This is a genomic window from Nesterenkonia populi (assembly GCF_007994735.1).
Lineage (GTDB): Bacteria > Actinomycetota > Actinomycetes > Actinomycetales > Micrococcaceae > Nesterenkonia > Nesterenkonia populi.
The window spans coordinates 2,022,997-2,045,416 of record NZ_VOIL01000001.1 but is presented as its reverse complement, the minus strand read 5'-3'; the positions used below and the strand labels follow the sequence as shown (position 1 = coordinate 2,045,416).

The following is a 22,420-nucleotide window of genomic DNA, read 5'->3' as shown; positions in this document are numbered from 1 at the left end:
CCATGCCTGACGCGTCTCTCAGCCTGATGCCGACCCCGGCTCAGACCATCGGCCCCTTCTACGGCTACGCGCTCCCCTTCGACAGCGGCCACGAGCTGGTCCACCCCGCCCGTCCCGGAGCCATCCGGTTCCACGGCACAGTGCGGGACGGGGTGGGAAGCCCCGTGCCGGATGCCCTCATCGAGATCTGGCAGGCCGACGCCGAAGGCCGCATCGCTCAATCCCCCGGCTCCCTCAAGCGTGACGGATACACCTTCACCGGATGGGGCCGGACCCCCGTGGACGACGCCGGGCACTTCACCTTCACCACGGTGAACCCCGGGACAGCCGCAGCGGGAAAGGCTCCCTTCATCATGGTGTGCGTCTTTGCGCGCGGCCTGCTGGATCGTCTATTCACCCGCGCATACCTCCCCGAGCACTCCGAGGCGCTGGCGGCAGATCCCCTGCTTGCAGGGCTCGACGCCGAACACCGGGAGACGCTCATCGCAGAGCGCGAACCCGACGGAGGGCTGCGCTTCGACATACGCCTGCAGGGCGATGGGGAGACGGTCTTCCTGACCTACCCCCGCACGCCCGCACCGGCAGGGCCGGAAGCATGACGGAAGCAAGCCTCTTCGCCCCCGCATGGGCCGGAACCGACGTGGCAGAGACCACGTCAGAGACCCAGCTGATCCAGGCGCTGCTGGACGTCGAAGCAGCCTGGGGCCACGTGCTGGCCGAGCACCGCTTGGCGTCACAGGCCTCCGCGGAGGCGCTCGCCGGAATCGCCCGGTCCCCGGAGCAGGTCTCCTCCCTGAATCCGCAGCGACTGGCCGCCGCTGCCGCAGGCGGCGGCAACCCCGTCATCCCCCTCGTCGCTGCTCTTCGCACTGAGCTTGCCAGCCGTGGAGCGGACGATTCGGCCCTTCACCAGGGCGCCACCAGCCAGGACATCATGGACACAGCGATGATGCTGATGGTCCGGCGCAGCGCAGAGCGGGCGCTCCCTGATCTTGACCAGGCAGCTTCGGCGCTGGCTGAGACAGCCGATGCTCATCGATCGACCCTGTGCACCGCGCACTCCTTGGCCCAGCACGCACTGCCGACGGTCTTCGGCATGAAAGCGGCAGTGTGGCTGGACGGGATCACCTCGGCCTCGAGCAGTCTTCGTGCCGCACAGGCCGGGCTCAGCCTCCAGTGGGGCGGGGCGGTCGGCACCCAGGCCGCCCTGACTGAGATTGCCGGGGCCGGCAGGGCAGCCCAGATGACCCTCCGCCTGGGCGAGACGCTCGGACTGGCGGTGCCGGCACTGCCCTGGCAGGTGCAGCGCCAGTCCGTCCTCGAGATCGGCTCTGCCTTGGCTGGGGTCGCCGCGGCCCTCGGCAAGGCGGCGGGAGACGTGCTGACGCTGCAGCGCCCAGAGGTCGGAGAGCTCCGTGAACCGGCAGCCCCTGGCAAGGGCGGCTCCTCGGCGATGCCGCAGAAGCAGAACCCGTCTCTCTCGGTGCTCATCCGCTCCGCTGCGCTGAGCGCCCCCGGCCACCTGAGCACGCTGTACCAGGCGGCGGCCGCAGCCAACGACGAACGCCCCGACGGCGCCTGGCATGCCGAATGGCCCGCTGTGCGGGAGCTTCTCAGGCTGGCAGGCGGTGCCGCCGCACGGGCAGCCGCTCTCTTCCAGGGACTGGAGGCCGACGCCGGTCGAATGACCGCGAACCTCACTGCCGCCGGGGCCTCCCTGCTCTCCGAGAGACTCATGCTCAGCCTGGCCCGTCAGCTTCCCGGCGGGCGGGAGCAGATGCAGAACCTTCTTCGCGCAAGCCTCTCCGAAGGCGTCGATCTCCGTGCAGCCCTCCTCGAGGAGCTGCAGGAATCGCCGTCCGCGGACGCCGATGTCCAACAGCTCGTGGAAAGCGTCGACCTCGCACTGGACCCGTCCGGATACCTCGGACGGGCTGACGACTTCATCGACGCGGCCCTCGCCGCCCACAGCCGGGGAGGGGGTGACCCCGCATGAGCCTGACCCTCACGCCCACGCTCCTGACTCCAGGGGCCGCGGAGCCCCGCCCCCTGCTGATGGTCGGACCCTCGCTGGGAACTTCAGTGGCTGCGCTCTGGGAGCCGGCTCTGCCTCATCTTGCCGAGCACTTCACCGTGGTCGGATGGGACCTGCCCGGGCACGGGCGCTCCGCCCCGCACAGCGAGCCGTTCAGCCTGGTGGACCTGGCATCGGCTGTCATCGACAGCGCAGACCATGCCTCGTCAGAGCACGGCCTCGTCGACCCTGCTCTGCCCCGGTTCCACGCAGGCGTGTCCATCGCAGGCGCAGTCAGCCTCACCCTGGCCGTGGAGCGCCCCGACGCTTTCGCCAAGCTGGCCGTCATCTGCTCAGCGGCGAAGATCGGAACTGCCGAGGCATGGAACGAGCGGGCCGACCTAGTAGCACAGGCAGGAACCCCCACCATGGTCGAAGGCTCCGCCAAACGGTGGTTCGCCTCCGGCTTCCTGCAGAGGCACCCAGAACGTGCCGCCCCGCTGCTTCATTCCCTGCAGCAGGCAGACCGACGCTCCTACGCCTCCGCCTGCCGTGCACTGGCCGGCTATGACCTCACCGAAAGACTGGCTGCGGTGACCAGCCCCGTGCTCGCCGTAGCAGGTGCCGAAGACACCGTCTGTCCGCCCGCCGATGCCGAGGCGATCGCAGCCGGCGTGCCCCAGGGCCGTGCCGCAGCCCTTGAGGGCGTCGCGCACCAGGCCCCCGTCGAAGACCCCAAGGCCACCGCAGAGCTGCTGAAGGAGTTTCTCGCATGACCAGCCCCCACCAGCACGAGCCCCGCACCGGGCAGCAGATCTACGACGACGGCATGGCCGTCCGCCGAGAGGTGCTCGGCGACGAGCACGTGGACCGTGCCACCAACGCCGCCGATGAGCTCACCGAAGAGTTCCAGTCGATGATCACCCGCCACGCCTGGGGCACCATCTGGACCCGCCCCGGCCTGGACCGCAGGTCCCGCTCCATCATCACGCTGACCGCCCTCACCGCCGGCGGCTACTGGCACGAGCTTGAGATGCACGTGCGGGCAGCCCGGCGCAACGGCCTCACCCGCGAGGAGATCAAAGAGGTCTTCCTGCAGTCGGCCGTCTACTGCTCCGTTCCCGCCGCCAACGTCGCCTTCGGCATCGCCCAACGCGTCCTCGCCGAAGAGCGCGAACCAGCCCAAGACACCGTCCAGCCCGAGGAGAAGCAGTGAACGAGGCATATCTCTATGAGGGGGTGCGGACTCCTTTCGGCAAGGCGGGCGGCGCCTTGGCGGGGGTGCGTCCGGACGATTTGGCGGAGCTGGTCATCAGCGCCTTGGTCGATCGTGCTCCGGGCATCACTGCTGAGGGTGCCGGTGATGCGGTGGGGGAGGTGATCTTCGGCAACGCCAATGGTGCGGGGGAGGAGAACCGCAATGTGGGGCGTATGGCCTGGCTGCTGGCCGGGGGAGCCACCACGGTCCCTGCCAGCACAGTCAACCGGCTCTGCGGCTCCTCGCTCGACGCCGCGATCCAGGGCGCTCGCCAGATCCGACTTCAGGAGTCCGAGGTCGTGCTGGTCGGGGGAGTGGAGTCCATGTCCCGGGCCCCGTGGGTGCTGCCCAAGACCGAGCGTCCATACCCCATGCAGAACCTCGAGTTGGCCAACACTGCCTTGGGATGGCGACTCATCAACGAACGCATGCCTGAGGAATGGACCGTCTCCCTCGGGGAGGCCACTGAGCAGCTGCGGGAGAAGTACGGCATCACCCGTGAGCGTCAGGACGAGTTCGCCGCCCGTTCGCATCAGTTGGCCCTGGCGGCCTGGGAGGCCGGGCACTATGAGGAGCTCACCGTGATGGTGCCGGGGACGGATCTTCGGCGGGATCAGACTCTGCGGGAGACCGTCACCGCGGAGAGCCTGGCCGGGCTGGGCACCGTCTTCCGGAAGGAGGGCGGGACTGTCACCGCCGGAAACGCATCCCCGATGAACGACGGCGCCTCCGCCGCCTGGATCGGATCTGCGGCCGGTGGGGAGAAGCTCGGACTGAGCCCCAAAGCCCGCATCGCCGGCTGGGGCGCGGCCGCCAACGAACCGCAGTTCTTCGGCTACGCGCCCGTGGAAGCGACCAGCCGGGCCCTGTCCCATGCAGGGATCAGCTGGAACCACGTCGACGCGGTGGAGCTCAATGAGGCGTTCGCTGCTCAGTCGCTGGCCTGCATCGATGCTTGGGGGATTGACCCTGAGATCGTCAATGCCTGGGGCGGAGCGGTGGCCATCGGTCATCCGCTGGGGGCCTCGGGCACCCGCTGCTTGTCCACTCTGGCCGCCCGTCTGGAATCGACCGGGGCCCGGTGGGGAGTGGCGACCCTTTGTATCGGCGTGGGCCAGGGCCTGGCCGTTGTCCTTGAGAACACCAACAGCTGAGAGGCACTGACTGCACAGATGTCGACGATCATCGCACCCAATCCTGCAGAGGCCGTGGCAGGCATCGCTGACGGGGCCACTGTGCTCATGGGAGGCTTCGGCAATGCCGGGCAGGCCCATGAGCTCATCGATGCGCTGCTGGCATCGGGGGCCAGGGACCTGACCGTGGTCAGCAATAACGCCGGGCAAGGCGATGCCGGTCTGGCGCTGCTGATCAAGGAGCGGCGGGTGGCCAAGATCATCTGCTCGTTCCCCCGGCAGTCGGACTCCTGGCACTTCGACGAGGCATACCGGGCCGGTCAGATTGAGCTGGAGCTGGTCCCGCAGGGCAACCTCGCCGAGCGGCTGCGGGCTGCCGGGGCCGGCATCGGAGCCTTCTTCACCCCCACCGGGTACGGCACCCCCCTGGCTGCGGGCAAGGAGGTCCGTGAGATTCACGGCCGGCACTATGTCCTCGAATACCCGCTGCGCGGCGATGTCGCCCTGATCAAAGCACTCGCCGCGGACGGGGCCGGAAACCTCACCTACCGCAAGACGGCCAGGAACTTCGGACCGGTGATGGCCGCCGCCGCAGATCGGACGATTGTCCAGGTCGAGGAGGTTCTGCCCACCGGATCCTTGGACCCCGAGAACGTCATCACCCCCGGCCTCTTCGTGGACACGCTCACCGTGGTTCGCACAGCCTCGGGCGAGGCCGCGCGCAAGGAAGGAAGGCTCACCGTATGAGCAGCACCCTCGGCCGGGAGGACCTGGCACGTCTGGTCGCTGCCGATATTGCTCCGGGTTCCTATGTGAATCTGGGCATCGGCCAGCCCACCAAAGTCTCTGACTACCTCAGCGCCGAGCAGGGAATCACCCTGCACACTGAGAACGGCATGCTCGGCATGGGTCCGGCGGCAGCGGGCGAGGAGATCGACACCGATCTGATCAATGCCGGCAAGATCCCTGTCACTGAGCTTGCCGGTGCCAGCTACTTCCACCATGCAGACTCCTTCGCGATGATGCGCGGCGGGCACCTGGACGTCTGCGTGCTCGGGGCCTTCCAGGTCTCCGGGGCCGGAGACCTGGCGAACTGGTCCACCGGCGCACCTGACGCGATCCCGGCCGTCGGCGGCGCGATGGATCTGGCGACCGGGGCTAAGGACGTCTTCGTGATGATGAGCCTCTTCGCCAAGAACGGCAGCCCGAAGATCGTGCCCGAGCTGAGCTACCCGGCCACAGGCCTGGGGTGCGTCAGCCGGGTCTACACCGACCACGGAGTCTTCCTCATCGAACGTGGCCGCCAAGGAACCACCGTGTCGCTGCGTGAGGCCTACGGACTCACCGCCGAAGAGATTCAGAGTCGGCTGGATGTGGACCTGACCATACTCTGACCGGAGCCGGACGAGCTCCGCGTGCGAGCCGCTGCGCCCCTAGACTTCCTCCGGTGACGAAGATTCTGGTGATTCAGCATGAGGAGGCCGTCGGGATCGGCCGGCTCGGCGCCTGGCTCGAGGATGCCGGGGCGCAGCTGGTGATGTGCCGTCCCGACCAGGGCGAGGCGGTCCCCGCAGGGTTCGACGACGTCGACGGGCTCCTCGTCCTCGGCGGCACCGCCGCACCTCAGCGGGATGACCACTGGCCCTGGCTGCCTGCGGTCCGCGCCCTGCAGAAGCGTGCCGTGGACGGGACCTTCCCTGCGCTGAACATCTGCCTCGGCGCCCAGCTCTGCGCCGTCGCCTACGGGGTCGACGTCTTTCGCCGTGATAAGCCTCAGGTCGGGGTGCACCAGCTCACGCTGCGGCCCGAAGCATCCCAGGACCCCCTCTTCGCCGGGCTGCCTCCGCAGCCCAAAGCCGTTCTCTGGCACCAGGAGGAGATCGCCGGCGTGCCCCAAGGCGCCGTCCACCTGGTCGAGGGGACCGATGCGCCCGTGCAGGCATTCCGGATGGGGGAGTTCTCCTGGTCCCTGCAGTTCCACCCCGAGCCCGACGAGCACACCGTTCGTGCTTGGGCCGCTGCCGAAGGCTCGCTGGTCCCCCAGGCGGGGGAGAGCACTGAGCAGGTCCTCACCGGGTTCCGTGATCAGGCCGCAGAGATTGAGGCCAGCTTCCGGCCCCTGGCAGAACGGTTCGTGGACGTCTGCCGCGCCGGCGGAGCCGCATAGGCCGACCCGCGCATCGAACGTTTGTTCGAGGGTGGGGCGGCCAATACACTGGGCCGGGTGACTGAGACTGCCCCTGCCGTGATCGAGTCCGTGGACGACTACTACGAGGGCGCCGCCGAGCGTGCTGCCAAGAACGGAGTCGTCGGCAGCGCCGAGGCAGACCGCATCGTGGTCCAAGGGGCCCGGGAGCACAATCTCAAGAACGTGAGCGTGGAGCTGCCCCGCAACGCGTTCATCGTCTTCACGGGGCTCTCCGGGTCCGGCAAGTCCTCCCTGGCCTTCGACACGATCTTCGCCGAGGGCCAGCGCCGCTACGTGGAGTCGCTGTCCGCCTATGCGCGCCAGTTCCTGGGCCGAGTCGACAAGCCGGACATCGACTTCATCGAAGGCCTCTCACCCGCGGTCTCCATCGACCAGAAGTCCACCTCCAAGAACCCGCGCTCCACGGTCGGCACCGTCACCGAGATCCACGACTACCTCCGCCTGCTCTGGGCGCGCATCGGCGTGCCCCACTGCCCCGAGTGCGGAGAGCGCATCGAGCGGCAGACCCCGCAGCAGATCGTCGACCAGGTCCTCGCCTTCCCCGAAGGCACCCGCTTCCAGGTCCTCGCCCCCGTGGTCCGCGGCCGGAAGGGCGAGTTCAAGGACCTCTTCCGTGAGCTCGCCGGCGCCGGCTTCTCCCGCGCGGTGGTCAACGGGGAGGTCATCCAGCTCAACGACCCGCCCACCCTGGAGAAGCAGTACAAGCACACCATCGACGTCGTCATCGATCGGCTGGTCATCCGCGACGGCATGCGCCAGCGCCTCACCGATTCCGTGGAGACCGCGCTCAAGCAGGCCGAGGGCCGGCTCAGCATCGAGCTGGTGGACCTCGACGAGAACGGCGAGCCCGCCAACGACCGCGTCCCCGAGGCGCTGACCGGACCCAGAGTGCGGCAGTTCTCGGAGAACCTCGCCTGCCCCAACGAGCATCCGCTGCCCATCGATGAGATCGAGCCCCGCTCCTTCTCCTTCAACTCGCCCTTCGGCGCCTGCGACGCCTGCTCCGGCATCGGCTCCCGCCTCGAAGTCGATGAGGACCTGGTCATTCCCGACGATTCCCTCTCCCTGCAGGACGGTGCCATTGCGCCGTGGTCCACCGGCGCCACCACCAAGGACTATTTCGCGCGGATCATCGAGGGCCTGGCCTCCGAGCTCGGCTTCTCCATGCGCACCCCGTGGAAGGACCTGCCCAAGAAGGTCCGCAAGGCGCTGCTGCACGGGCGCAATCACAAGATCGTGGTTCAGTACCGCAACCGGTGGGGCCGCGAGCGCACATACTCCACAGGATTCGAAGGCGTGCTCAGCTGGATCCAGCGCAAGCACGAGGAAGTGGAGTCCGACAATGCGCGCGACCGCTACGAGCAGTACATGCGCCAGATTCCATGCCCCGCCTGCGAAGGGCAGCGGCTGAACCCCGGCTCGCTCTCCGTCCTGGTGGAAGGCAGGTCCATTGCCGAGGTGGCCCGCTACCCGCTGGACGAGTGCGCAGAGTTCTTCCACGCCATGGAGCTCTCAGCGCGGGACAGGAAGATCGCTGAACAGGTCCTCAAAGAGATCGACGCCCGCCTGCAGTTCCTTCTCGACGTGGGCCTGAGCTACCTCACCCTCGAACGCGCGGCCGGCACGCTCTCCGGAGGGGAGGCGCAGCGGATCCGCCTGGCCACCCAGATCGGCTCCGGGCTCGTCGGTGTGCTCTACGTGCTCGACGAGCCCAGCATCGGCCTGCATCAGCGTGACAACAGCCGCCTCATCGGCACGCTCACCCGGCTGCGGGACCTCGGCAACACGCTCATCGTCGTCGAGCACGACGAGGACACCATTGCCGAGGCCGACTGGACGGTGGACATCGGCCCCGGGGCGGGGGAGCGCGGCGGCAGGATCGTCCACTCCGGCTCTGTGGAGGCCCTGCGCGCCAACGAGGCGTCCATCACCGGCGACTACCTCGGCCGGCGCCGCATCATCGCCGTGCCCGAGCAGCGCCGGCCCATCGACGCGGAGCGCATGCTGAAGATCGTCGAAGCCACGGAGAACAACCTCGAGACCGTCGACGTGGGCATCCCCCTCGGCGTCTTCCTGGCTGTCACTGGAGTCTCCGGCTCCGGCAAGTCAAGCCTCATCAACGAGATCCTCTCCAAAGCCCTGGCGAACAAGCTCAACAACGCCCGTCAGGTTCCCGGCCGGCACCGCCGGATCGAAGGCGTGGAGGAGCACCTGGACAAGATCATCCAGATCGACCAGAGCCCCATCGGCCGCACCCCGCGGTCCAATCCCGCCACCTACACCGGGGTCTTCGACCACATCCGGAAGCTCTTCGCCCAGACCAACGAAGCCAAGACCCGCGGCTACCAGCCCGGCCGGTTCAGCTTCAACATCAAGGGGGGCCGGTGCGAGGCCTGCACCGGCGACGGCACCCTGAAGATCGAGATGAACTTCCTGCCGGACGTCTACGTCCCCTGCGAGGTCTGCCAGGGCGACCGGTACAACCGGGAGACCCTGGAGATTCGGTACAAGGGCAAGAACATCGCCGAAGTCCTGGACATGCCGATCGAGGAGGCCGCCGAGTTCTTCTCCGCCTTCGCACCCATCGCCCGGCACCTCAGCACCCTGGTCGACGTGGGGCTCGGCTACGTGCGGCTCGGCCAGTCCGCCACCACCCTCTCCGGCGGTGAGGCCCAGCGCGTCAAGCTGGCCTCCGAGCTGCAGAAGCGCTCCAACGGCCGCTCCATCTACGTGCTCGACGAGCCCACCACCGGCCTGCACTTCGAAGACATCCGCAAGCTCCTCGCCGTCCTGCAGGGCCTGGTCGAGAAGGGCAACACTGTGGTGACCATCGAGCACAACCTCGACGTCATCAAATCCTCCGACTGGATCATCGACCTGGGACCCGAAGGCGGCAGCGGCGGCGGAAGGATCGTCGCCGAAGGGACCCCTGAGCAGGTTGCTGAGCAGCACGAGCAGACCGGCTCCCACACCGGCCGCTACCTGGCCCAGATGTTGCTACCATCGGCTCGATGAGCGCAGCAGAGGGGAACACCGCACAGGCCGTCTTCGGAGGCGACCGCCGGGCCAAGCACGAACGAGTCCGCAGGACGGGCGGGCGGGCCATCCGTATGCTCTGCCGGCCCACCGTGACCGGGATGGAGAACGTGCCCACGGAGGGCGGCTTCATCGTGGCCAGCAACCACCTCAGCTTCCTGGACTCCGTGCTCATCCAAGGCATCTTCCCCCGGCCCGTGAGCTTCTTCGCCAAAGCCGAGTACTTCACCCAGCCCGGCCTGCGCGGCCGCGGCATGAAGCTGTTCTTCGAGTCCTTCGGCTCCGTGCCTGTGGACCGGGACAAGCAGTCCGGTGCGGTGGAGGCTCTCTACGGCCTCGGCGACATCGTCGGATCCGGCTCCGGGGTCGGCATCTACCCCGAAGGGACCCGCAGCCGTGACGGCCGGCTCTACCGGGGCAAGAACGGCGTCGGATGGCTCGCCCTGGCCACCGGGGCCCCCGTCATTCCCCTGGGCCTGCGCGGCACCGAGCAGCTGCAGGCCCCCGACTCCAACCGCGTCAGGGTCCGCAGCTTCGAAGTCCACGCTGGGGCCCCGCTGCAGTTCGACAAGATGCAGAAGCAGCCCCTGAAGGCCCGCCGTGAGGCCACCGCCCAGATCATGGACGCCATCGCCGAGCTCTCCGGGCAAGAGCGCGTGGACACCTACAACGCCCGCGCCTCCGAAGCTGCTGAGGCAGCGGACGGCGGCGGCGCCGGCTGAGATGGCTGACCCCTCCTCCTACCGGCCCACGCCTGGGGAGATCCCCACCCAGCCGGGTGTCTACCGGTTCATCGATCCCTCCGGGAGGGTCGTCTACGTCGGCAAGGCCAAAAGCCTCCGCTCCCGGCTGAACTCCTACTTCAGCTCCGTGAATCAGCTGCCGCCGAAGACCTACGCGATGGTCCACACAGCCGACCGCGTCGAGTGGACGGTGGTCGGCTCCGAGCTGGAGGCCATCCAGCTCGAATACACCTGGATCAAGCAGCACACCCCCCGCTTCAACGTCATGTACCGGGACGACAAGTCCTACCCGTACCTGGCCGTCACCATGAACGAGAAGTACCCGCGGGTGCAGGTGATGCGAGGCGACAAGCGCAAAGGCGTCAAATACTTCGGCCCCTTCCACCCCGCCAAAGCCATCCGCGAAACCGTCGACACGATGCTGCGCGTCTTCCCCGTCCGCTCCTGCTCCGCCGGGGTGTTCAAACGCGCCGAGGCCTCTGGGCGGCCCTGCCTGCTCGGCTACATCGACAAATGCGCCGCTCCCTGCGTGGGGAGCATCAGCGCCGAGGACCACCGGAAGCTCGCCGAGGAGTTCGTCGAGGTGATGGCCGGCCGGCCCGAGAAGCACATCCGGCGGATCGAGCAGCAGATGAAGGACGCCGTCGCTGAGCTGCGCTACGAGGACGCCGCCCGCCACCGCGACGACCTCGAAGCCCTCCGCCGGGTCTTCGAGCGCAACGCCGTCGTGCTCCCCGAGGAGACAGAAGCAGACATCTTCGCCGTCGCCGGGGACGAGCTGGAGGCCGCCGTGCAGGTCTTCCACATCCGGCAGGGCCGCATTCGCGGCCAGCGCGGCTGGGTCTCCGAGAAGGTGGAGGACATCGACGACGCCGGCCTCATCGAGCAGCTGCTGCTGCAGGTCTACGGGGACATGCCCGACGCCGAGCGCATCCCCCGAGAGGTGCTGGTCCCGGTCCTTCCGGAGGACCACGAGGAGATCTCCGCCTGGCTCTCCCAGATGCGCGGGGCCAGAGTCAGCCTCCGGGTGCCCCAGCGCGGCGACAAGGCAGCCCTGCTGGGGACCGTCGCCGAGAACGCCGAGCAGGCGCTGCGGCTGCATAAGGCGCGCCGCTCCAGCGACCTCACCACCCGCTCCGCCGCGCTGCGGGAGCTCCAGGAGCACCTTGAGCTGCCCGAGCCGCTGCTGCGCGTGGAGTGCTTCGACGTCTCACACACCGGCGGCACCAACGTAGTCGCATCCATGGTGGTGCTCGAGGACGGCCTTCCCAAGAAGAAGGACTACCGCCGGTTCTCCGTCCGGGGCGCGGCCGCCCGGGACGACACCTCCGCAATGCGCGATGTGATCACCCGCCGCTTCTCCCGCTACATCAAAGATCTCGAGAAGGCCGAGAACCCGGTCCCGGAGAGCGGCCCTGAGGAGCAGAGCCAGGCCGACCCGACGGTCAAGGAGTCCACGGCGGTGGACCGTGAGGCGGCGAAGTTCGCCTACCCGCCCAGCCTGGTCGTCGTCGACGGCGGCAAGCCCCAGGTCAGCGCCGCCCGTGCCGCGCTCGACGAGCTCGGCCTGAACGACATGCCCGTCGCCGGGCTCGCCAAGCGCCTCGAAGAGGTGTGGCTGCCCGATGATGACTTCCCGCTGGTTCTGCCGCGCACCTCCGAGGCGCTCTACATGCTGCAGCGCATCCGCGATGAGGCCCACCGCTTCGCGATCGCCTACCACCGCACGGCGCGGTCCAAGCAGATGACCCACTCTGCGCTCGATGACGTGCCCGGCCTGGGACCCAAGAAGCGGGCCGCCTTGGTGGAGCACTTCGGATCAGTCGCCCACCTCACTCGAGCCACCCCGGAGCAGGTTGCCGAGGTGCCTGGCATCGGCCTCGCCAGCGCCGAGAAGATCCTCACGCACCTTCACAGGGAAGAAGCCTGAGCCGCGGAAGGAAACACCGATGACGCTCCGGGGGAGGGGCAGGTAGGCTCAGGGGCGTGAGCAATGACCTGGCCCCCGTGAAGCCGCCGGAGAACGAGCTGCTGATCGTCACCGGCATGTCCGGGGCCGGCCGCACCACCGCAGCCCACGCCTTGGAGGACATGGGCTGGTACGTGGTGGAGGGGCTGCCGCCGGAGCTGATCACCACGATGATGGACCTGATTGCCCGCAACCCGGGCTCGGTGGAGAAGCTCGCCGTCGTCCTCGATGTCCGCTCCCGCCGGCTCTACTCGAATATGCGCGAGTCCCTGGCCCAGGTGACCGCCGCCGGGATCAGCTACCGGCTGCTGTTCCTCGACGCCTCTGAGGACCTGCTGGTCCGCCGGTTCGAGCAGGGCCGCCGACCCCATCCCCTGCAGGGGGAAGGGCGCATCGTCGACGGCATCCGCGCCGAGCGGGAGGTGCTCAAGGAGGTCAAGGACGCCGCCCAGCTGGTCCTCGACACCACAGACCTCAACGTCCACGGCCTCGCCAACGCGGTCAACGAGCTCTTCAACGACAACGGCCCGGTCACCCTGCGGCTGAACGTGATGAGCTTCGGGTTCAAATACGGGGTTCCTGCCGATGCGAACTTCCTCGCCGACGTCCGCTTCATCCCCAACCCGCACTGGGTCCCCGAGCTGCGCCCCTACACGGGGCAGGACGAGAACGTCCGTGACTTCGTCCTGACCAATGAGGGAGCCGGCGATTTCGTGGACCGCTACGTGCAGGCGCTGCAGCCGGTTCTGGAGGGCTACCGCCGGGAGAACAAGCACTACGCGACCCTGGCCGTCGGCTGCACCGGCGGCAAGCACCGCTCCGTAGCGATCAGCGAGGAGCTGGCCCGCCGCTTGGACCAGATTCCCTCAGTCACCGTGAACGTGGTCCACCGCGACCTCGGCCGGGAGTAGTGACGGCCGCATGTCCACCGGACCGATCGGGGTCACCGGGCCCCTGCCGAGCATCAGCACCTTCGCGGAGGCCGCGCGCACGCCGTCTCACTCCAGCTTCCGGGTCACCGCCCTGGGCGGCGGCCACGGACTCAAAGCGACCCTGCGGGCCCTGCGGGTCATCGCCGCCGAGCACCTCACCGCCGTCTGCACCGTGGCCGACGACGGCGGCTCCTCCGGCCGGCTGCGCCAGGACATGGACGTGCTGCCGCCGGGGGACCTGCGGATGGCGCTCACGGCCCTGTGCGACGACAACGACTGGGGGCGGACCTGGGCCTCCGTCATGCAGCACCGGCTGAAGTCCAAGGACGGCGTCGGCGATCTCGACGACCACGCTGTGGGCAACCTTCTGATCGTCGCGCTCTGGGAGCTCCTCGGAGACCCCGTTGACGGGCTGCGCTGGGCCGGAGCCCTGCTGGGCGCCCGCGGCCAGGTGCTGCCGATGTCCCGCACGCCGCTGACGATGTCCGGTCTGGTCCGCACCGATCAGGCCGACACCGATGAGCTGGTGAGGATCGGCTCACAGGCCGAGCTCGCCAAAGCGGGCAAGCTGGGCAGGCTCACCGAGGTTCGCCTGCACCCGGAGGATGCTGAGCCCTGCAAAGAGGCCGTCACTGCGATCGAGCTCTCCGACTGGGTCGTCTTCGGCCCCGGCTCCTGGTACACCTCCGTGCTGCCTCACTTCATGCTCCCCGAGCTGCGCACCGCCCTGACTGAGACCGAGGCCCGGCGCTGCGTCGTCATGAACCTCACCGCAGACACCGACGAGACCTTCGGCATGAGCCCGGCCGATCACCTCGACGTACTCGCCCACTACGCCCCCGGCATGCACATCGACGCGGTCGTGGCAGACCCCCGCTGCGTCAGCGAGGCTGAGCAGCCCGACTTCGAGGAGGCCGCCGCCCGGCTGGGCGCACGGATCACCTACGCGAAGGTCCGGCGCAGCGAGCAGCCCGGCGTCCATGACACCCTGCGCCTGGCGATCGCGCTCAACGAGGTCTTCCAGGACGCCCAGGACTGAGCCGCGGCAGGACCGTCCGCTCTGGCCGCCGGTTCATATGGGGGATACCCTCTTCCAGTACGATGACCGGGCCGCACACCCATCCGCCCACGACCTCTAAGGACTGTTCGAAGACTATGGCGCTGACCGAGTCGGTCAAGGACGAACTCTCCCGCACGGAGGTCTCCACCACATCAGAGCGCAAGGCGGAGGTGTCCGCCATGCTGCGGTTCTCCGGCGGTCTGCATGTGATCTCCCAGCGCATCGTCATCGAAGCCGAGCTCGACCACGCCGCCACTGCGCGCCGGCTCAGGGCCGCTCTGCAGGAAGTCTACGGGCACGCCTGCGAAGTCATCGTCGTCTCCGGGAACGGCTTGAAGAAGGGCTCCCGCTACGTGGTCCGGGTGGTGCGGGAAGGTGACGCCCTGGCCCGTCAGACTGGGCTGCTGGACGGCCGCGGCCGTCCAGTCCGGGGACTTCCCGCCGTGGTCGTCAACGGCTCCGTGGCCGATGCCGTGGCCGCCTGGAGAGGGGCGTTCCTCGCCCACGGCTCCCTGACGGAGCCGGGCCGCTCCTGCTCCCTGGAGGTCACCTGCCCCGGCCCGGAGGCCGCCCTCGCCCTGGTCGGTGCGGCTCGAAGGCTCGGCCTGACCGCGAAGGCCCGCGAGGTTCGCAGCACCGACCGTGTGGTCATCCGCGATGCTGACTCCATCGCCCAGCTGCTGACCCGCATGGGAGCTCACCAGACGCTGCTGGTCTGGGAGGAGAAGCGGATGCGCAAAGAGGTGCGCGCCTCAGCCAATCGTCTCGCGAACTTCGACGACGCCAACCTCCGCCGCTCCGCGCAGGCCGCCGTCGCCGCCGGTGCCAGGGTGGAGCGTGCACTGGACATCCTCGGCGAAGAGATCCCGGAGCACCTCGAGTACGCCGGAAAGCTCCGGCTCGGCCACAAGCAGGCCTCTCTGGACGAGCTGGGCCGGCTGGCTGACCCGCCGATGACCAAGGACGCCGTTGCGGGGCGCATCCGACGTCTGCTGGCCATGGCTGACAAGCGTGCCGAGGAGCTCGGCATCCCTGACACGAATGCCAACGTGTCCGAGGATATGCTTGATTAGCTGCACCTAAAAACTGGTTCTTTTCTGAGTTTTCATCCGTGGGTGAACACCCCATGTCATATCGCGTCAAGGCCTTAACCCAGCCCCTCCGGATGCATAGGATGAGGGACGGAGCGAGGCACTGACCTCGACGGATTCCGCAACCAAGGAGGAAGACCCATGGCTGAGTACACGCTTCCTGAGCTGGACTACGACTACGGAGCGCTGGAGCCGCACATCTCCGGCCGCATCATGGAGCTGCACCACTCCAAGCACCACAACACCTATGTGGGCGGCGCGAACACTGCGCTGGAGAAGCTGGCCGAGGCCCGCGAGAAGGGCGACTATGCCACCACCCCGCTGCTGCTGAAGAACCTGCAGTTCAACCTCGGCGGCCACATCAACCACTCCATCTTCTGGAAGAACCTGACCCCCAACGGCCAGGAGCGTCCCGAGGGAGAGCTGGCGGCAGCCATCGACGAGTACTTCGGCTCCTTCGAGGCCTTCCAGAACCAGTTCACCCAGGCCGCCCTGACCATCCAAGGCTCCGGCTGGGCGATCCTTGCCTACGAGCCCATCGGCGGCAACCTGGTCATCGAGCAGTTCTACGACCAGCAGAACGGCGTGCCGGTGGCCACCACCCCGCTGCTCATGCTGGACATGTGGGAGCACGCCTTCTACCTCGACTACCAGAACGTGAAGCCTGACTACGTCAAGGCGTTCTGGAACATCGTGAACTGGGACGATGTGGCCGAGCGCCTGGCGGCGGCCCGCGCCGGCGCCTCCAAGCTGGTGACCCCGTAAGTCCCGGAAGCGCGAGGATCCTTCGCGCGTCCCTCGGGCGGCTGCATGCGTGCACGGCACCGAATGCTCGCTCAGTGTGATTCACGCCACTGACGAGGCGTGCGATACTAACTTCATAACAACAACGATGTTGGGGATCAGCAGCCGTGCGCTCACGGCCGCTGGTCCCCAACTGCTGTTTCAGCCCACGGAAACAACTGTCCAGGAGGAAACCCCATGGCAACAAAGATCGCGATCAACGGCTACGGGCGCATCGGCCGCAACCTGCTGCGCGTCATCGAGGACCAGGGCCACGATCTTGAGGTCGTCGCCGTCAATGACCTCACCGCCCCCGAGGCGCTCGTCAACCTGACCAAGTACGACTCCGTGCTCGGCCGCTTCCCCTCCGAGGTCACCATGGACGACGACGCACTCGTCGTCGGCGGCCGAAAGATCAAGCTGCTCTCCGAGCGCGACCCCGCCAACCTCCCCTGGGGCGAGCTGAACGTGGACATCGTCATCGAGTCCACCGGCTTCTTCACCGACAAGGAGTCCGCCTCCAAGCACATTGAGGCCGGCGCCAAGAAGGTCATCATCTCCGCACCCGGCAAGGGCGTGGACGCCACCCTGGTGATGGGCATCAACGAGGACACCTACGAGGCAGAGAGCCACACCGTGGTCTCCAACGCCTCCTGCACCACCAACTGCCTCGCACCCCTGGTGAAGGTCCTCAACGACGAGTTCGGCATCGTCGAGGGCCTGATGACCACCGTGCACGCATACACCGGCGACCAGCGTCTCCACGACGCCCCGCACAGCGACCCCCGCCGTGCCCGTGCCGCCGCCGTGAACATGGTGCCGACCTCCACCGGAGCCGCCAAGGCCATCGGTCTGGTCATCCCCGAGGTCGACGGCAAGCTCGACGGCTTCGCCGTGCGCGTGCCCGTGGCGACGGGCTCCGGGACCGACCTGACCGTCACCGTGCAGAAGGACGGCGTAACCGCCGAGGACGTCAACGCCGCCTTCAAGAAGGCCGCCGAAGGCGAGCTTGCCGGAGCCCTGGCCTACAGCACCGACCCGCTGGTCTCCACGGACATCGTCGCCGACCCCCACGCCAGCATCTTTGACGCGCCGCTGACCAAGGTCATCGGCAACACCGTCAAGGTCTTCTCCTGGTACGACAATGAGTACGGCTACTCCTCCCGGCTGGCAGAGATGGCCGTGTTCATGGGCGGCAAGCTCTGAGGCGCATCCCGCAGCTCGAAGGCTGAAGGCCGCAGCCAGCGCACAGCCGCAGCCTTCAGCCTGGGCACGGCAGAGGCCCCGGTCCCACCAGCGGACCGGGGCCTCTGCCGTGCCCGGCGGATTGGTAGTCTGGCCTCATGACAGCCAAGACTCTTGAGTCCCTCCTCAGCGAAGGCGTCCAGGGCCGGGCGGTGCTGGTCCGCTCCGACCTCAACGTCCCCCTGGCCGACGGCGCAGTGACCGACGACGGACGCATCCGCGCCTCCCTTCCCGTGCTGGAGAAGCTCGCCCGATCCGGTGCCCGCGTGCTGGTCACGGCCCATCTCGGCCGCCCCAAGGGCGAGCCCGTTCCGGAATTCTCCCTGTCCCCGGTGGCGGCCCGGATGCAGGAACTGTCCTCCGCCCCTGTGAAGAGGGCGGAGGACCTGACCGGTGAGTCCGCCCGCTCAGCGGTCGCTGAGCTCGCCGAGGGGGAGATCCTGCTGCTGGAGAACGTACGGTTCGATCCCCGCGAGACATCCAAGGACGCCGCCGAGCGCGGCGCCCTCGCCCAGGAGCTCGCCGCCCTGACAGGGCAGAGCGGCGCCTATGTGAACGACGCCTTCGGCGCTGTTCACCGCGCCCATGCCTCCGTGGCCGATATCGCCTCTCAGCTTCCCGCCTACCAGGGGGACCTCGTGGCCTCCGAGCTGCAGGTCCTCAAGCGTCTCACCGAAAGCCCCGAGCGGCCCTACACCGTCGTTCTGGGCGGCTCCAAGGTCTCCGACAAGCTCGCCGTCATCGAGAACCTCCTGCCCAAAGCGGACGCGCTGCTGATCGGCGGCGGCATGGTCTTCACCTTCCTGAAGGCCCAGGGATACGGCATCGGCGGCTCCCTGGTGGAGAACGATGAGCTCGAGACCGTGAAGGGCTTTCTGGAGCAGGCGCAGCAGAAGGACTGCCGGATCGTGCTCCCCACCGACATCGTCATGGCAGCAAGCTTCGCCGCGAATGCCGAGCACGAGATTCTCCCGGTGGACTCACTCGAGACGGGGGCCCACGGTGCCGATGCCCTCGGCCTGGACATCGGACCCGCCTCCGCTGAGGCGTTCGCCGCGGAGGTCGCCGCCTCCAGGACCGTGTTCTGGAACGGCCCGATGGGAGTCTTCGAGATGGAGGCCTTCTCCAAGGGGACCGCCGCGCTGGCCGAGGCGCTCACGCAGTCCGAGGCGTTCACCGTGGTCGGGGGAGGAGACTCCGCGGCCGCGGTGCGCGCTCTCGGCTTCGATGAGTCCGGCTTCGGCCACATCTCCACCGGCGGAGGCGCCAGCCTCGAATATCTTGAAGGCAAGACCCTCCCCGGCATCCAGGCCCTGGGCGCCTGAGAGCCCGCAACGATCTCGACGAAGGACTGATATGACTCTGCAGAAGGACGGACAGTTCGTCCGCAAGCCTCTCATCGCGGGCAACTGGAAAATGAACATGGACCACATGCAGGCGATCGCTCTGGTCCAGAAGCTGGCATGGACCCTCGATGACGCCAAGCACGACTATGAGCGTGTCCAGGTGGCTGTCTTCCCGCCGTTCACCGACCTGCGGGGCGTCCAGACGCTCGTGGCCGGGGACAAGCTCCGTCTCGACTACGGCGCCCAGGACCTCTCCCCGAAAGACTCCGGCGCGTACACCGGTGACATTCCCGGAGGGTTCCTCGCCAAGCTCGGCTGCACCTTCGTGCTGGTGGGACACTCCGAGCGGCGTGAGATCCACCGTGAGACCGATGAGCTGCTCCACGAGAAGATCCAGGCAGCCCTGCGCCACGAGCTGGCACCTATGCTCTGTGTGGGAGAGGGGCTGGAGGTCCGCGAGGCAGGAGACCACGTGGCCCACACCCTCGAGCAGGTGGAGGCCGCCCTGAAGGGTCTCTCCGCTGAGGAGCTTTCCGAACTGGTCATCGCCTACGAGCCCGTATGGGCCATCGGCACAGGCAAGGTGGCAGGCCCCGAGGACGCCCAGGAGATGGCAGAGGCCGTCCGCGGCAAGCTCGCCGAGCTGTACTCCCAGGAGTTCGCCGACAGCATCCGGCTGCTCTACGGCGGCTCGGCGAAGTCCGGGAACGTGGCGCAGATCCTCGCCGGAGCTGACGTCGACGGTGCGCTGGTCGGCGGCGCCTCCCTGGATGCCGAGGAGTTCGCGAAGATTGCTCAGTTCGAGAAGCACGTGACGGCATAGGGCCAAGGCGCCCGTGAGGCGTTATGCTGGTCTGTGCTGTTCTCCCCGTCGAAAGGTCTTGAGTGGACTTCGTCACCATCACCCTGCAGGTTCTGCTGGCTCTCGTCAGCCTGCTCCTCATCCTGCTGATCCTGCTGCACAAGGGACGCGGCGGCGGCATGAGCGACATGTTCGGCGGCGGTGTGACGAGCTCCCTGGGCGCCTCCGGCGTCGCTGAGCGGAATCTGAACCGCCTGACCATCACCCTCGGCGTGGTGTGGGGGATCATCATCGTGGCGCTGGGTCTGATCATGACTGGCGGAATGGACGTCTGACAGGTTCTTCACCGCGCAATGTGTGAGGGCCCGGGCCGATCGAATCGGCCCGGGCCCTCACACATTGCTGCCAGCGGTTCAGAGCTGAGCGGCAGCTGCCTGGTCGATATGCCAGATGGTCTCCGCCGCGCCGCGGGCGTTCTTGGAGGGGATCTCCTCAACGGGGGTCTCCTCGGCGAATGCCTTGGAGACGGCCTCCGCCTTGGACTCTCCGGCGGTGATGAGCCATACGCGGCGTGCAGCGTGCACAGCGTCGAAGGTCAGGGATACACGCATGGGGGGTCCCAGCTCCGCGGGTGCGCTGTTCTCACTGGTCACCGGCTGGCCGGAGACCTGCAGCGCCTGCTTGCCGGGGAAGAGGCTGTTGATGTGGCCGTCAGGGCCCACGCCCAACAGGTGCACGGTCAGCTGGGGGAGGCTGAGCCCGTCGCCGCCGCCGGCGGGGCCGTGGGCTTTGAGCTCCTCGGCGTACATCTCTGCGCCGGCCTCAGGCGTGGCTGCGTCCTCGGAGGTCGGCATGGGGTGGATGTTCTCCTCCGGAAGCCCGTAGTCGGCCACCAGTAGGTTCAGCAGCGCATCGTGGGCCTGCTTGTCGTTGCGGTCCGCGTCGTCTTCTGGAAGGAGCCGCTCGTCGCCCCACCATATGTGGACATTCGCCCAAGCGGGTTCGAACCCGGAGGCCTCCCCGGAGGTGACGAGCTCGGCGGCGGCCTTCAGCACGCCGATGCCGGGCCCGCCCCCGGTCAGAGCAACGTGTGCCTCGCCGTCCTCCTCGACGGTGCGCTTCAGGGTGCTCAGCAGCTTGTCCGCCACTGCTTTGGTGAGGGTGGGAAGGTCCGGGTAGACCTCAGTGACAGGTGCCGCGGTGCTCTGATTGACCTCGACCATGTGAAGAACCTCTCTGTCCGTGTGTACGACTTTTGGCCAGCTTGCTCTACGTTAGGGGGCCAAGCTCAATGCAGGGTGGATGTCTCGTCGGGACGGCGGTCTACTCGGGGACCCGCCAGTCGCGGCCGTCACGGCCGATCAGGGCGTGGGCAGAGTCGGGCCCCCATGTGCCGGGCTCATACGGCTCAGGCTGTTCGCTCATGGTCTCCCACTGTTTGATGAAGGGGTCCACGATCTGCCATGACAGCTCCACCTCGCGGTGGCGGGGGAACAGCGGGGGCTCGCCGCGCAGGACGTCCAGGATCAGCCGTTCGTAGGCCTCGGGGGACTGCTCGGTGAAGGAGCGGCCGTAGCTGAAGTCCATGTCCACGTCGCGGACCTCCATCGTGGTGCCGGGCACTTTGGAGGTCAGCCGAAGGGTGGCCCCTTCGTTCGGCTGGATGCGGATGATCAGTGCGTTGCGCCCGAACTCCGTCTCGTCGGTCTCGGTGAAGAGCAGGTTGGGCGCACGCTTGAACGTCACCGCGATCTCGGTGACCCGCCGGCCCAGGCACTTGCCGCTGCGGAGGTAGAACGGGACTCCGGCCCAGCGGCGGGTGTGCACGTTGAGCTTCAGCGCGGCGAACGTCTCTGTGGTGGAGTTGGGGTCGAATCCCTCCTCCTCCAGGAATCCGGTGATCTGCTGGCCGTGGACCTCGCCGGAGGTGTACTGGCCCCGGGCGCTGGCAGCGCTGAGGTCCTCGGGCACTTTGACGGCTTCGAGCGCCTTCTCCTTCTCACGCCGCAGGTGGTCGGCGTCGAAGCTGATGGGCTCCTCCATGGCGGTGAGCGCCAGCAGCTGCAGCAGGTGATTCTGGATCACGTCCCGGGTGGCGCCGACGCCGTCGTAGTAGCTGGCGCGCCCGCCGATTCCGAAATTCTCAGCCATGGTGATCTGCACGTGGTCGACATGCTGGTTGTTCCACAGCGGTTCGAACATCCGGTTGGCGAAGCGCAGCGCCAGCAGGTTCTGGACGGTCTCCTTGCCCAGGTAGTGGTCGATCCGGAACACGCAGTCGGAGTGGAAGACCTTCTCCACGGCAAGGTTCAGCTCGTGGGCGGACTCCTCGTCGTGCCCGAAGGGCTTCTCGATGATCACCCGGGACCATGGGTCTTGGGGATCCCGGGTCTTCCGGGCCAAGCCGTGGCTGGAGAGCTTCTCGCAGACGCTCTCGAAGGATTTCGGCGGGATGGAGAGGTAGAAGGCGTGGTTGCCTTCGGTGCCCCGCTGCTCCTTCAGCTCATCAAGGGTCTCGCCGAGGCGCTGGAAGGCGGCATCGTCGTCGAATCCGTCCGCCGAGACGAACCGCAGCCCTCTGCGGAGCTTGCTCCAGGTGTCCTCGTCGAAGCCGGTGCGAGTGCCTGCACGGACGTGGGCCTCGACCTCTTCGGCGAACTGCTGGTGGGTCCAGTTCCGCCGGCCGTAGCCGACCAGGGAGAATCCCTTGGGCAGCAGGCCCCGGTTGGCGAGGTCGTAGACGGCCGGGAGCAGCTTCTTGCGTGCCAGGTCACCGGTGACGCCGAACATGACGACGGC

At 67.8% G+C, this 22,420-nt stretch carries 21 protein-coding genes; 19 read left to right on the top strand and 2 right to left on the bottom strand.

All coding sequences use genetic code 11. The features are described 5' to 3' along the window. Positions 1-2: 2 nt before the first annotated feature. The 19 genes from pcaG to secG all read left to right on the top strand — a co-directional run bounded on the left by pcaG (position 3) and on the right by secG (position 19,956). The gene (pcaG, locus tag FWJ47_RS09490) at positions 3-599 is read left to right on the top strand and encodes a protocatechuate 3,4-dioxygenase subunit alpha (RefSeq protein WP_147107372.1); all 597 of its coding nucleotides are present in this window, start codon (positions 3-5) and stop codon (positions 597-599) included. After that, entirely contained in the window at positions 596-1,996 is a 1,401-nt protein-coding gene (locus FWJ47_RS09485; RefSeq protein WP_147107370.1) for a lyase family protein, read from the top strand. Before pcaG ends, FWJ47_RS09485 begins: the two co-directional genes overlap by 4 nt. Further along, complete coding sequence (locus tag FWJ47_RS09480) at positions 1,993-2,790, top strand: alpha/beta fold hydrolase (RefSeq protein WP_147107367.1); 798 nt, start codon at positions 1,993-1,995, stop codon at positions 2,788-2,790. The genes FWJ47_RS09485 and FWJ47_RS09480 overlap by 4 nt, the downstream gene beginning before the upstream one ends. Further along, the gene (gene pcaC / locus FWJ47_RS09475; protein ID WP_147107365.1) at positions 2,787-3,230 is read left to right on the top strand and encodes a 4-carboxymuconolactone decarboxylase; all 444 of its coding nucleotides are present in this window, start codon (positions 2,787-2,789) and stop codon (positions 3,228-3,230) included. The genes FWJ47_RS09480 and pcaC overlap by 4 nt, the downstream gene beginning before the upstream one ends. Beyond that, entirely contained in the window at positions 3,227-4,426 is a 1,200-nt protein-coding gene (locus FWJ47_RS09470; protein ID WP_147107363.1) for a thiolase family protein, read from the top strand. Before pcaC ends, FWJ47_RS09470 begins: the two co-directional genes overlap by 4 nt. Positions 4,427-4,444: 18 nt before the next feature. Beyond that, positions 4,445-5,152 (top strand): 3-oxoacid CoA-transferase subunit A, encoded by a 708-nt coding sequence (locus tag FWJ47_RS09465; RefSeq protein ID WP_147107361.1) that lies wholly within the window; start codon positions 4,445-4,447, stop codon positions 5,150-5,152. Further along, positions 5,149-5,799 (top strand): 3-oxoacid CoA-transferase subunit B, encoded by a 651-nt coding sequence (locus FWJ47_RS09460; protein ID WP_147107359.1) that lies wholly within the window; start codon positions 5,149-5,151, stop codon positions 5,797-5,799. Before FWJ47_RS09465 ends, FWJ47_RS09460 begins: the two co-directional genes overlap by 4 nt. A 53-nt stretch (positions 5,800-5,852) precedes the next feature. Further along, on the top strand, positions 5,853-6,572 hold the full coding sequence (locus tag FWJ47_RS09455) for a type 1 glutamine amidotransferase (protein WP_147107357.1): 720 nt from the start codon (positions 5,853-5,855) through the stop codon (positions 6,570-6,572). Positions 6,573-6,737: 165 nt separating this feature from the next. Then, entirely contained in the window at positions 6,738-9,629 is a 2,892-nt protein-coding gene (gene uvrA / locus FWJ47_RS09450) for an excinuclease ABC subunit UvrA (protein WP_246126339.1), read from the top strand. After that, positions 9,626-10,372: a lysophospholipid acyltransferase family protein gene (locus FWJ47_RS09445; RefSeq protein ID WP_147107353.1), complete on the top strand. Its 747-nt coding sequence runs from the start codon at positions 9,626-9,628 to the stop codon at positions 10,370-10,372. The genes uvrA and FWJ47_RS09445 overlap by 4 nt, the downstream gene beginning before the upstream one ends. 1 nt (position 10,373) lies before the next feature. Continuing rightward, positions 10,374-12,323 carry an excinuclease ABC subunit UvrC gene (uvrC, locus tag FWJ47_RS09440; protein WP_147107350.1) on the top strand — a complete coding sequence of 650 codons (1,950 nt, stop codon included), beginning with the start codon at positions 10,374-10,376 and terminating at the stop codon, positions 12,321-12,323. 56 nt (positions 12,324-12,379) lie between these two features. After that, positions 12,380-13,273, top strand: a complete 894-nt coding sequence (gene rapZ, locus FWJ47_RS09435) for an RNase adapter RapZ (RefSeq protein ID WP_147107347.1) — start codon at positions 12,380-12,382, stop codon at positions 13,271-13,273. A 10-nt stretch (positions 13,274-13,283) separates the two neighbouring features. Next, positions 13,284-14,333: a gluconeogenesis factor YvcK family protein gene (locus tag FWJ47_RS09430; RefSeq protein ID WP_147107344.1), complete on the top strand. Its 1,050-nt coding sequence runs from the start codon at positions 13,284-13,286 to the stop codon at positions 14,331-14,333. 116 nt (positions 14,334-14,449) lie between these two features. Further along, positions 14,450-15,427 (top strand): DNA-binding protein WhiA, encoded by a 978-nt coding sequence (gene whiA, locus FWJ47_RS09425; RefSeq protein ID WP_147107342.1) that lies wholly within the window; start codon positions 14,450-14,452, stop codon positions 15,425-15,427. A gap of 159 nt (positions 15,428-15,586) precedes the next feature. Next, positions 15,587-16,210 (top strand): superoxide dismutase, encoded by a 624-nt coding sequence (locus FWJ47_RS09420; protein ID WP_147107339.1) that lies wholly within the window; start codon positions 15,587-15,589, stop codon positions 16,208-16,210. 216 nt (positions 16,211-16,426) lie between these two features. Then, positions 16,427-17,434 (top strand): type I glyceraldehyde-3-phosphate dehydrogenase, encoded by a 1,008-nt coding sequence (gap, locus tag FWJ47_RS09415; protein ID WP_147107336.1) that lies wholly within the window; start codon positions 16,427-16,429, stop codon positions 17,432-17,434. 137 nt (positions 17,435-17,571) lie between these two features. After that, entirely contained in the window at positions 17,572-18,798 is a 1,227-nt protein-coding gene (locus tag FWJ47_RS09410) for a phosphoglycerate kinase (protein ID WP_147107332.1), read from the top strand. Positions 18,799-18,829: 31 nt separating this feature from the next. After that, positions 18,830-19,642, top strand: a complete 813-nt coding sequence (tpiA, locus tag FWJ47_RS09405) for a triose-phosphate isomerase (RefSeq protein ID WP_147107329.1) — start codon at positions 18,830-18,832, stop codon at positions 19,640-19,642. A 62-nt stretch (positions 19,643-19,704) separates the two neighbouring features. Next, a complete protein-coding gene (secG, locus tag FWJ47_RS09400) occupies positions 19,705-19,956 on the top strand; it encodes a preprotein translocase subunit SecG (protein ID WP_147107326.1) in 252 nt (83 codons plus the stop codon). 78 nt (positions 19,957-20,034) lie between these two features. On the opposite strand, the gene pgl is transcribed toward secG, so the two are convergent. After that, entirely contained in the window at positions 20,035-20,844 is an 810-nt protein-coding gene (pgl, locus tag FWJ47_RS09395; protein ID WP_147107323.1) for a 6-phosphogluconolactonase, read from the bottom strand. Positions 20,845-20,944: 100 nt separating this feature from the next. Beyond that, entirely contained in the window at positions 20,945-22,411 is a 1,467-nt protein-coding gene (gene zwf, locus FWJ47_RS09390; RefSeq protein WP_246126337.1) for a glucose-6-phosphate dehydrogenase, read from the bottom strand. Positions 22,412-22,420 lie beyond the last annotated feature (9 nt).

Coding starts and splice junctions, on each gene's coding strand:
- whiA (WP_147107342.1), top strand. CDS start 14,450: ATGGCGCTGACCGAGTCGGTCAAGGACGAACTCTCCCGCACGGAGGTC.
- uvrC (WP_147107350.1), top strand. CDS start 10,374: ATGGCTGACCCCTCCTCCTACCGGCCCACGCCTGGGGAGATCCCCACC.
- FWJ47_RS09410 (WP_147107332.1), top strand. CDS start 17,572: ATGACAGCCAAGACTCTTGAGTCCCTCCTCAGCGAAGGCGTCCAGGGC.
- FWJ47_RS09465 (WP_147107361.1), top strand. CDS start 4,445: ATGTCGACGATCATCGCACCCAATCCTGCAGAGGCCGTGGCAGGCATC.
- FWJ47_RS09485 (WP_147107370.1), top strand. CDS start 596: ATGACGGAAGCAAGCCTCTTCGCCCCCGCATGGGCCGGAACCGACGTG.
- pcaG (WP_147107372.1), top strand. CDS start 3: ATGCCTGACGCGTCTCTCAGCCTGATGCCGACCCCGGCTCAGACCATC.
- pcaC (WP_147107365.1), top strand. CDS start 2,787: ATGACCAGCCCCCACCAGCACGAGCCCCGCACCGGGCAGCAGATCTAC.
- tpiA (WP_147107329.1), top strand. CDS start 18,830: ATGACTCTGCAGAAGGACGGACAGTTCGTCCGCAAGCCTCTCATCGCG.
- zwf (WP_246126337.1), bottom strand. CDS start 22,411: ATGTTCGGCGTCACCGGTGACCTGGCACGCAAGAAGCTGCTCCCGGCC.
- FWJ47_RS09460 (WP_147107359.1), top strand. CDS start 5,149: ATGAGCAGCACCCTCGGCCGGGAGGACCTGGCACGTCTGGTCGCTGCC.
- FWJ47_RS09420 (WP_147107339.1), top strand. CDS start 15,587: ATGGCTGAGTACACGCTTCCTGAGCTGGACTACGACTACGGAGCGCTG.
- gap (WP_147107336.1), top strand. CDS start 16,427: ATGGCAACAAAGATCGCGATCAACGGCTACGGGCGCATCGGCCGCAAC.
- FWJ47_RS09445 (WP_147107353.1), top strand. CDS start 9,626: ATGAGCGCAGCAGAGGGGAACACCGCACAGGCCGTCTTCGGAGGCGAC.
- pgl (WP_147107323.1), bottom strand. CDS start 20,844: ATGGTCGAGGTCAATCAGAGCACCGCGGCACCTGTCACTGAGGTCTAC.
- FWJ47_RS09480 (WP_147107367.1), top strand. CDS start 1,993: ATGAGCCTGACCCTCACGCCCACGCTCCTGACTCCAGGGGCCGCGGAG.
- FWJ47_RS09430 (WP_147107344.1), top strand. CDS start 13,284: ATGTCCACCGGACCGATCGGGGTCACCGGGCCCCTGCCGAGCATCAGC.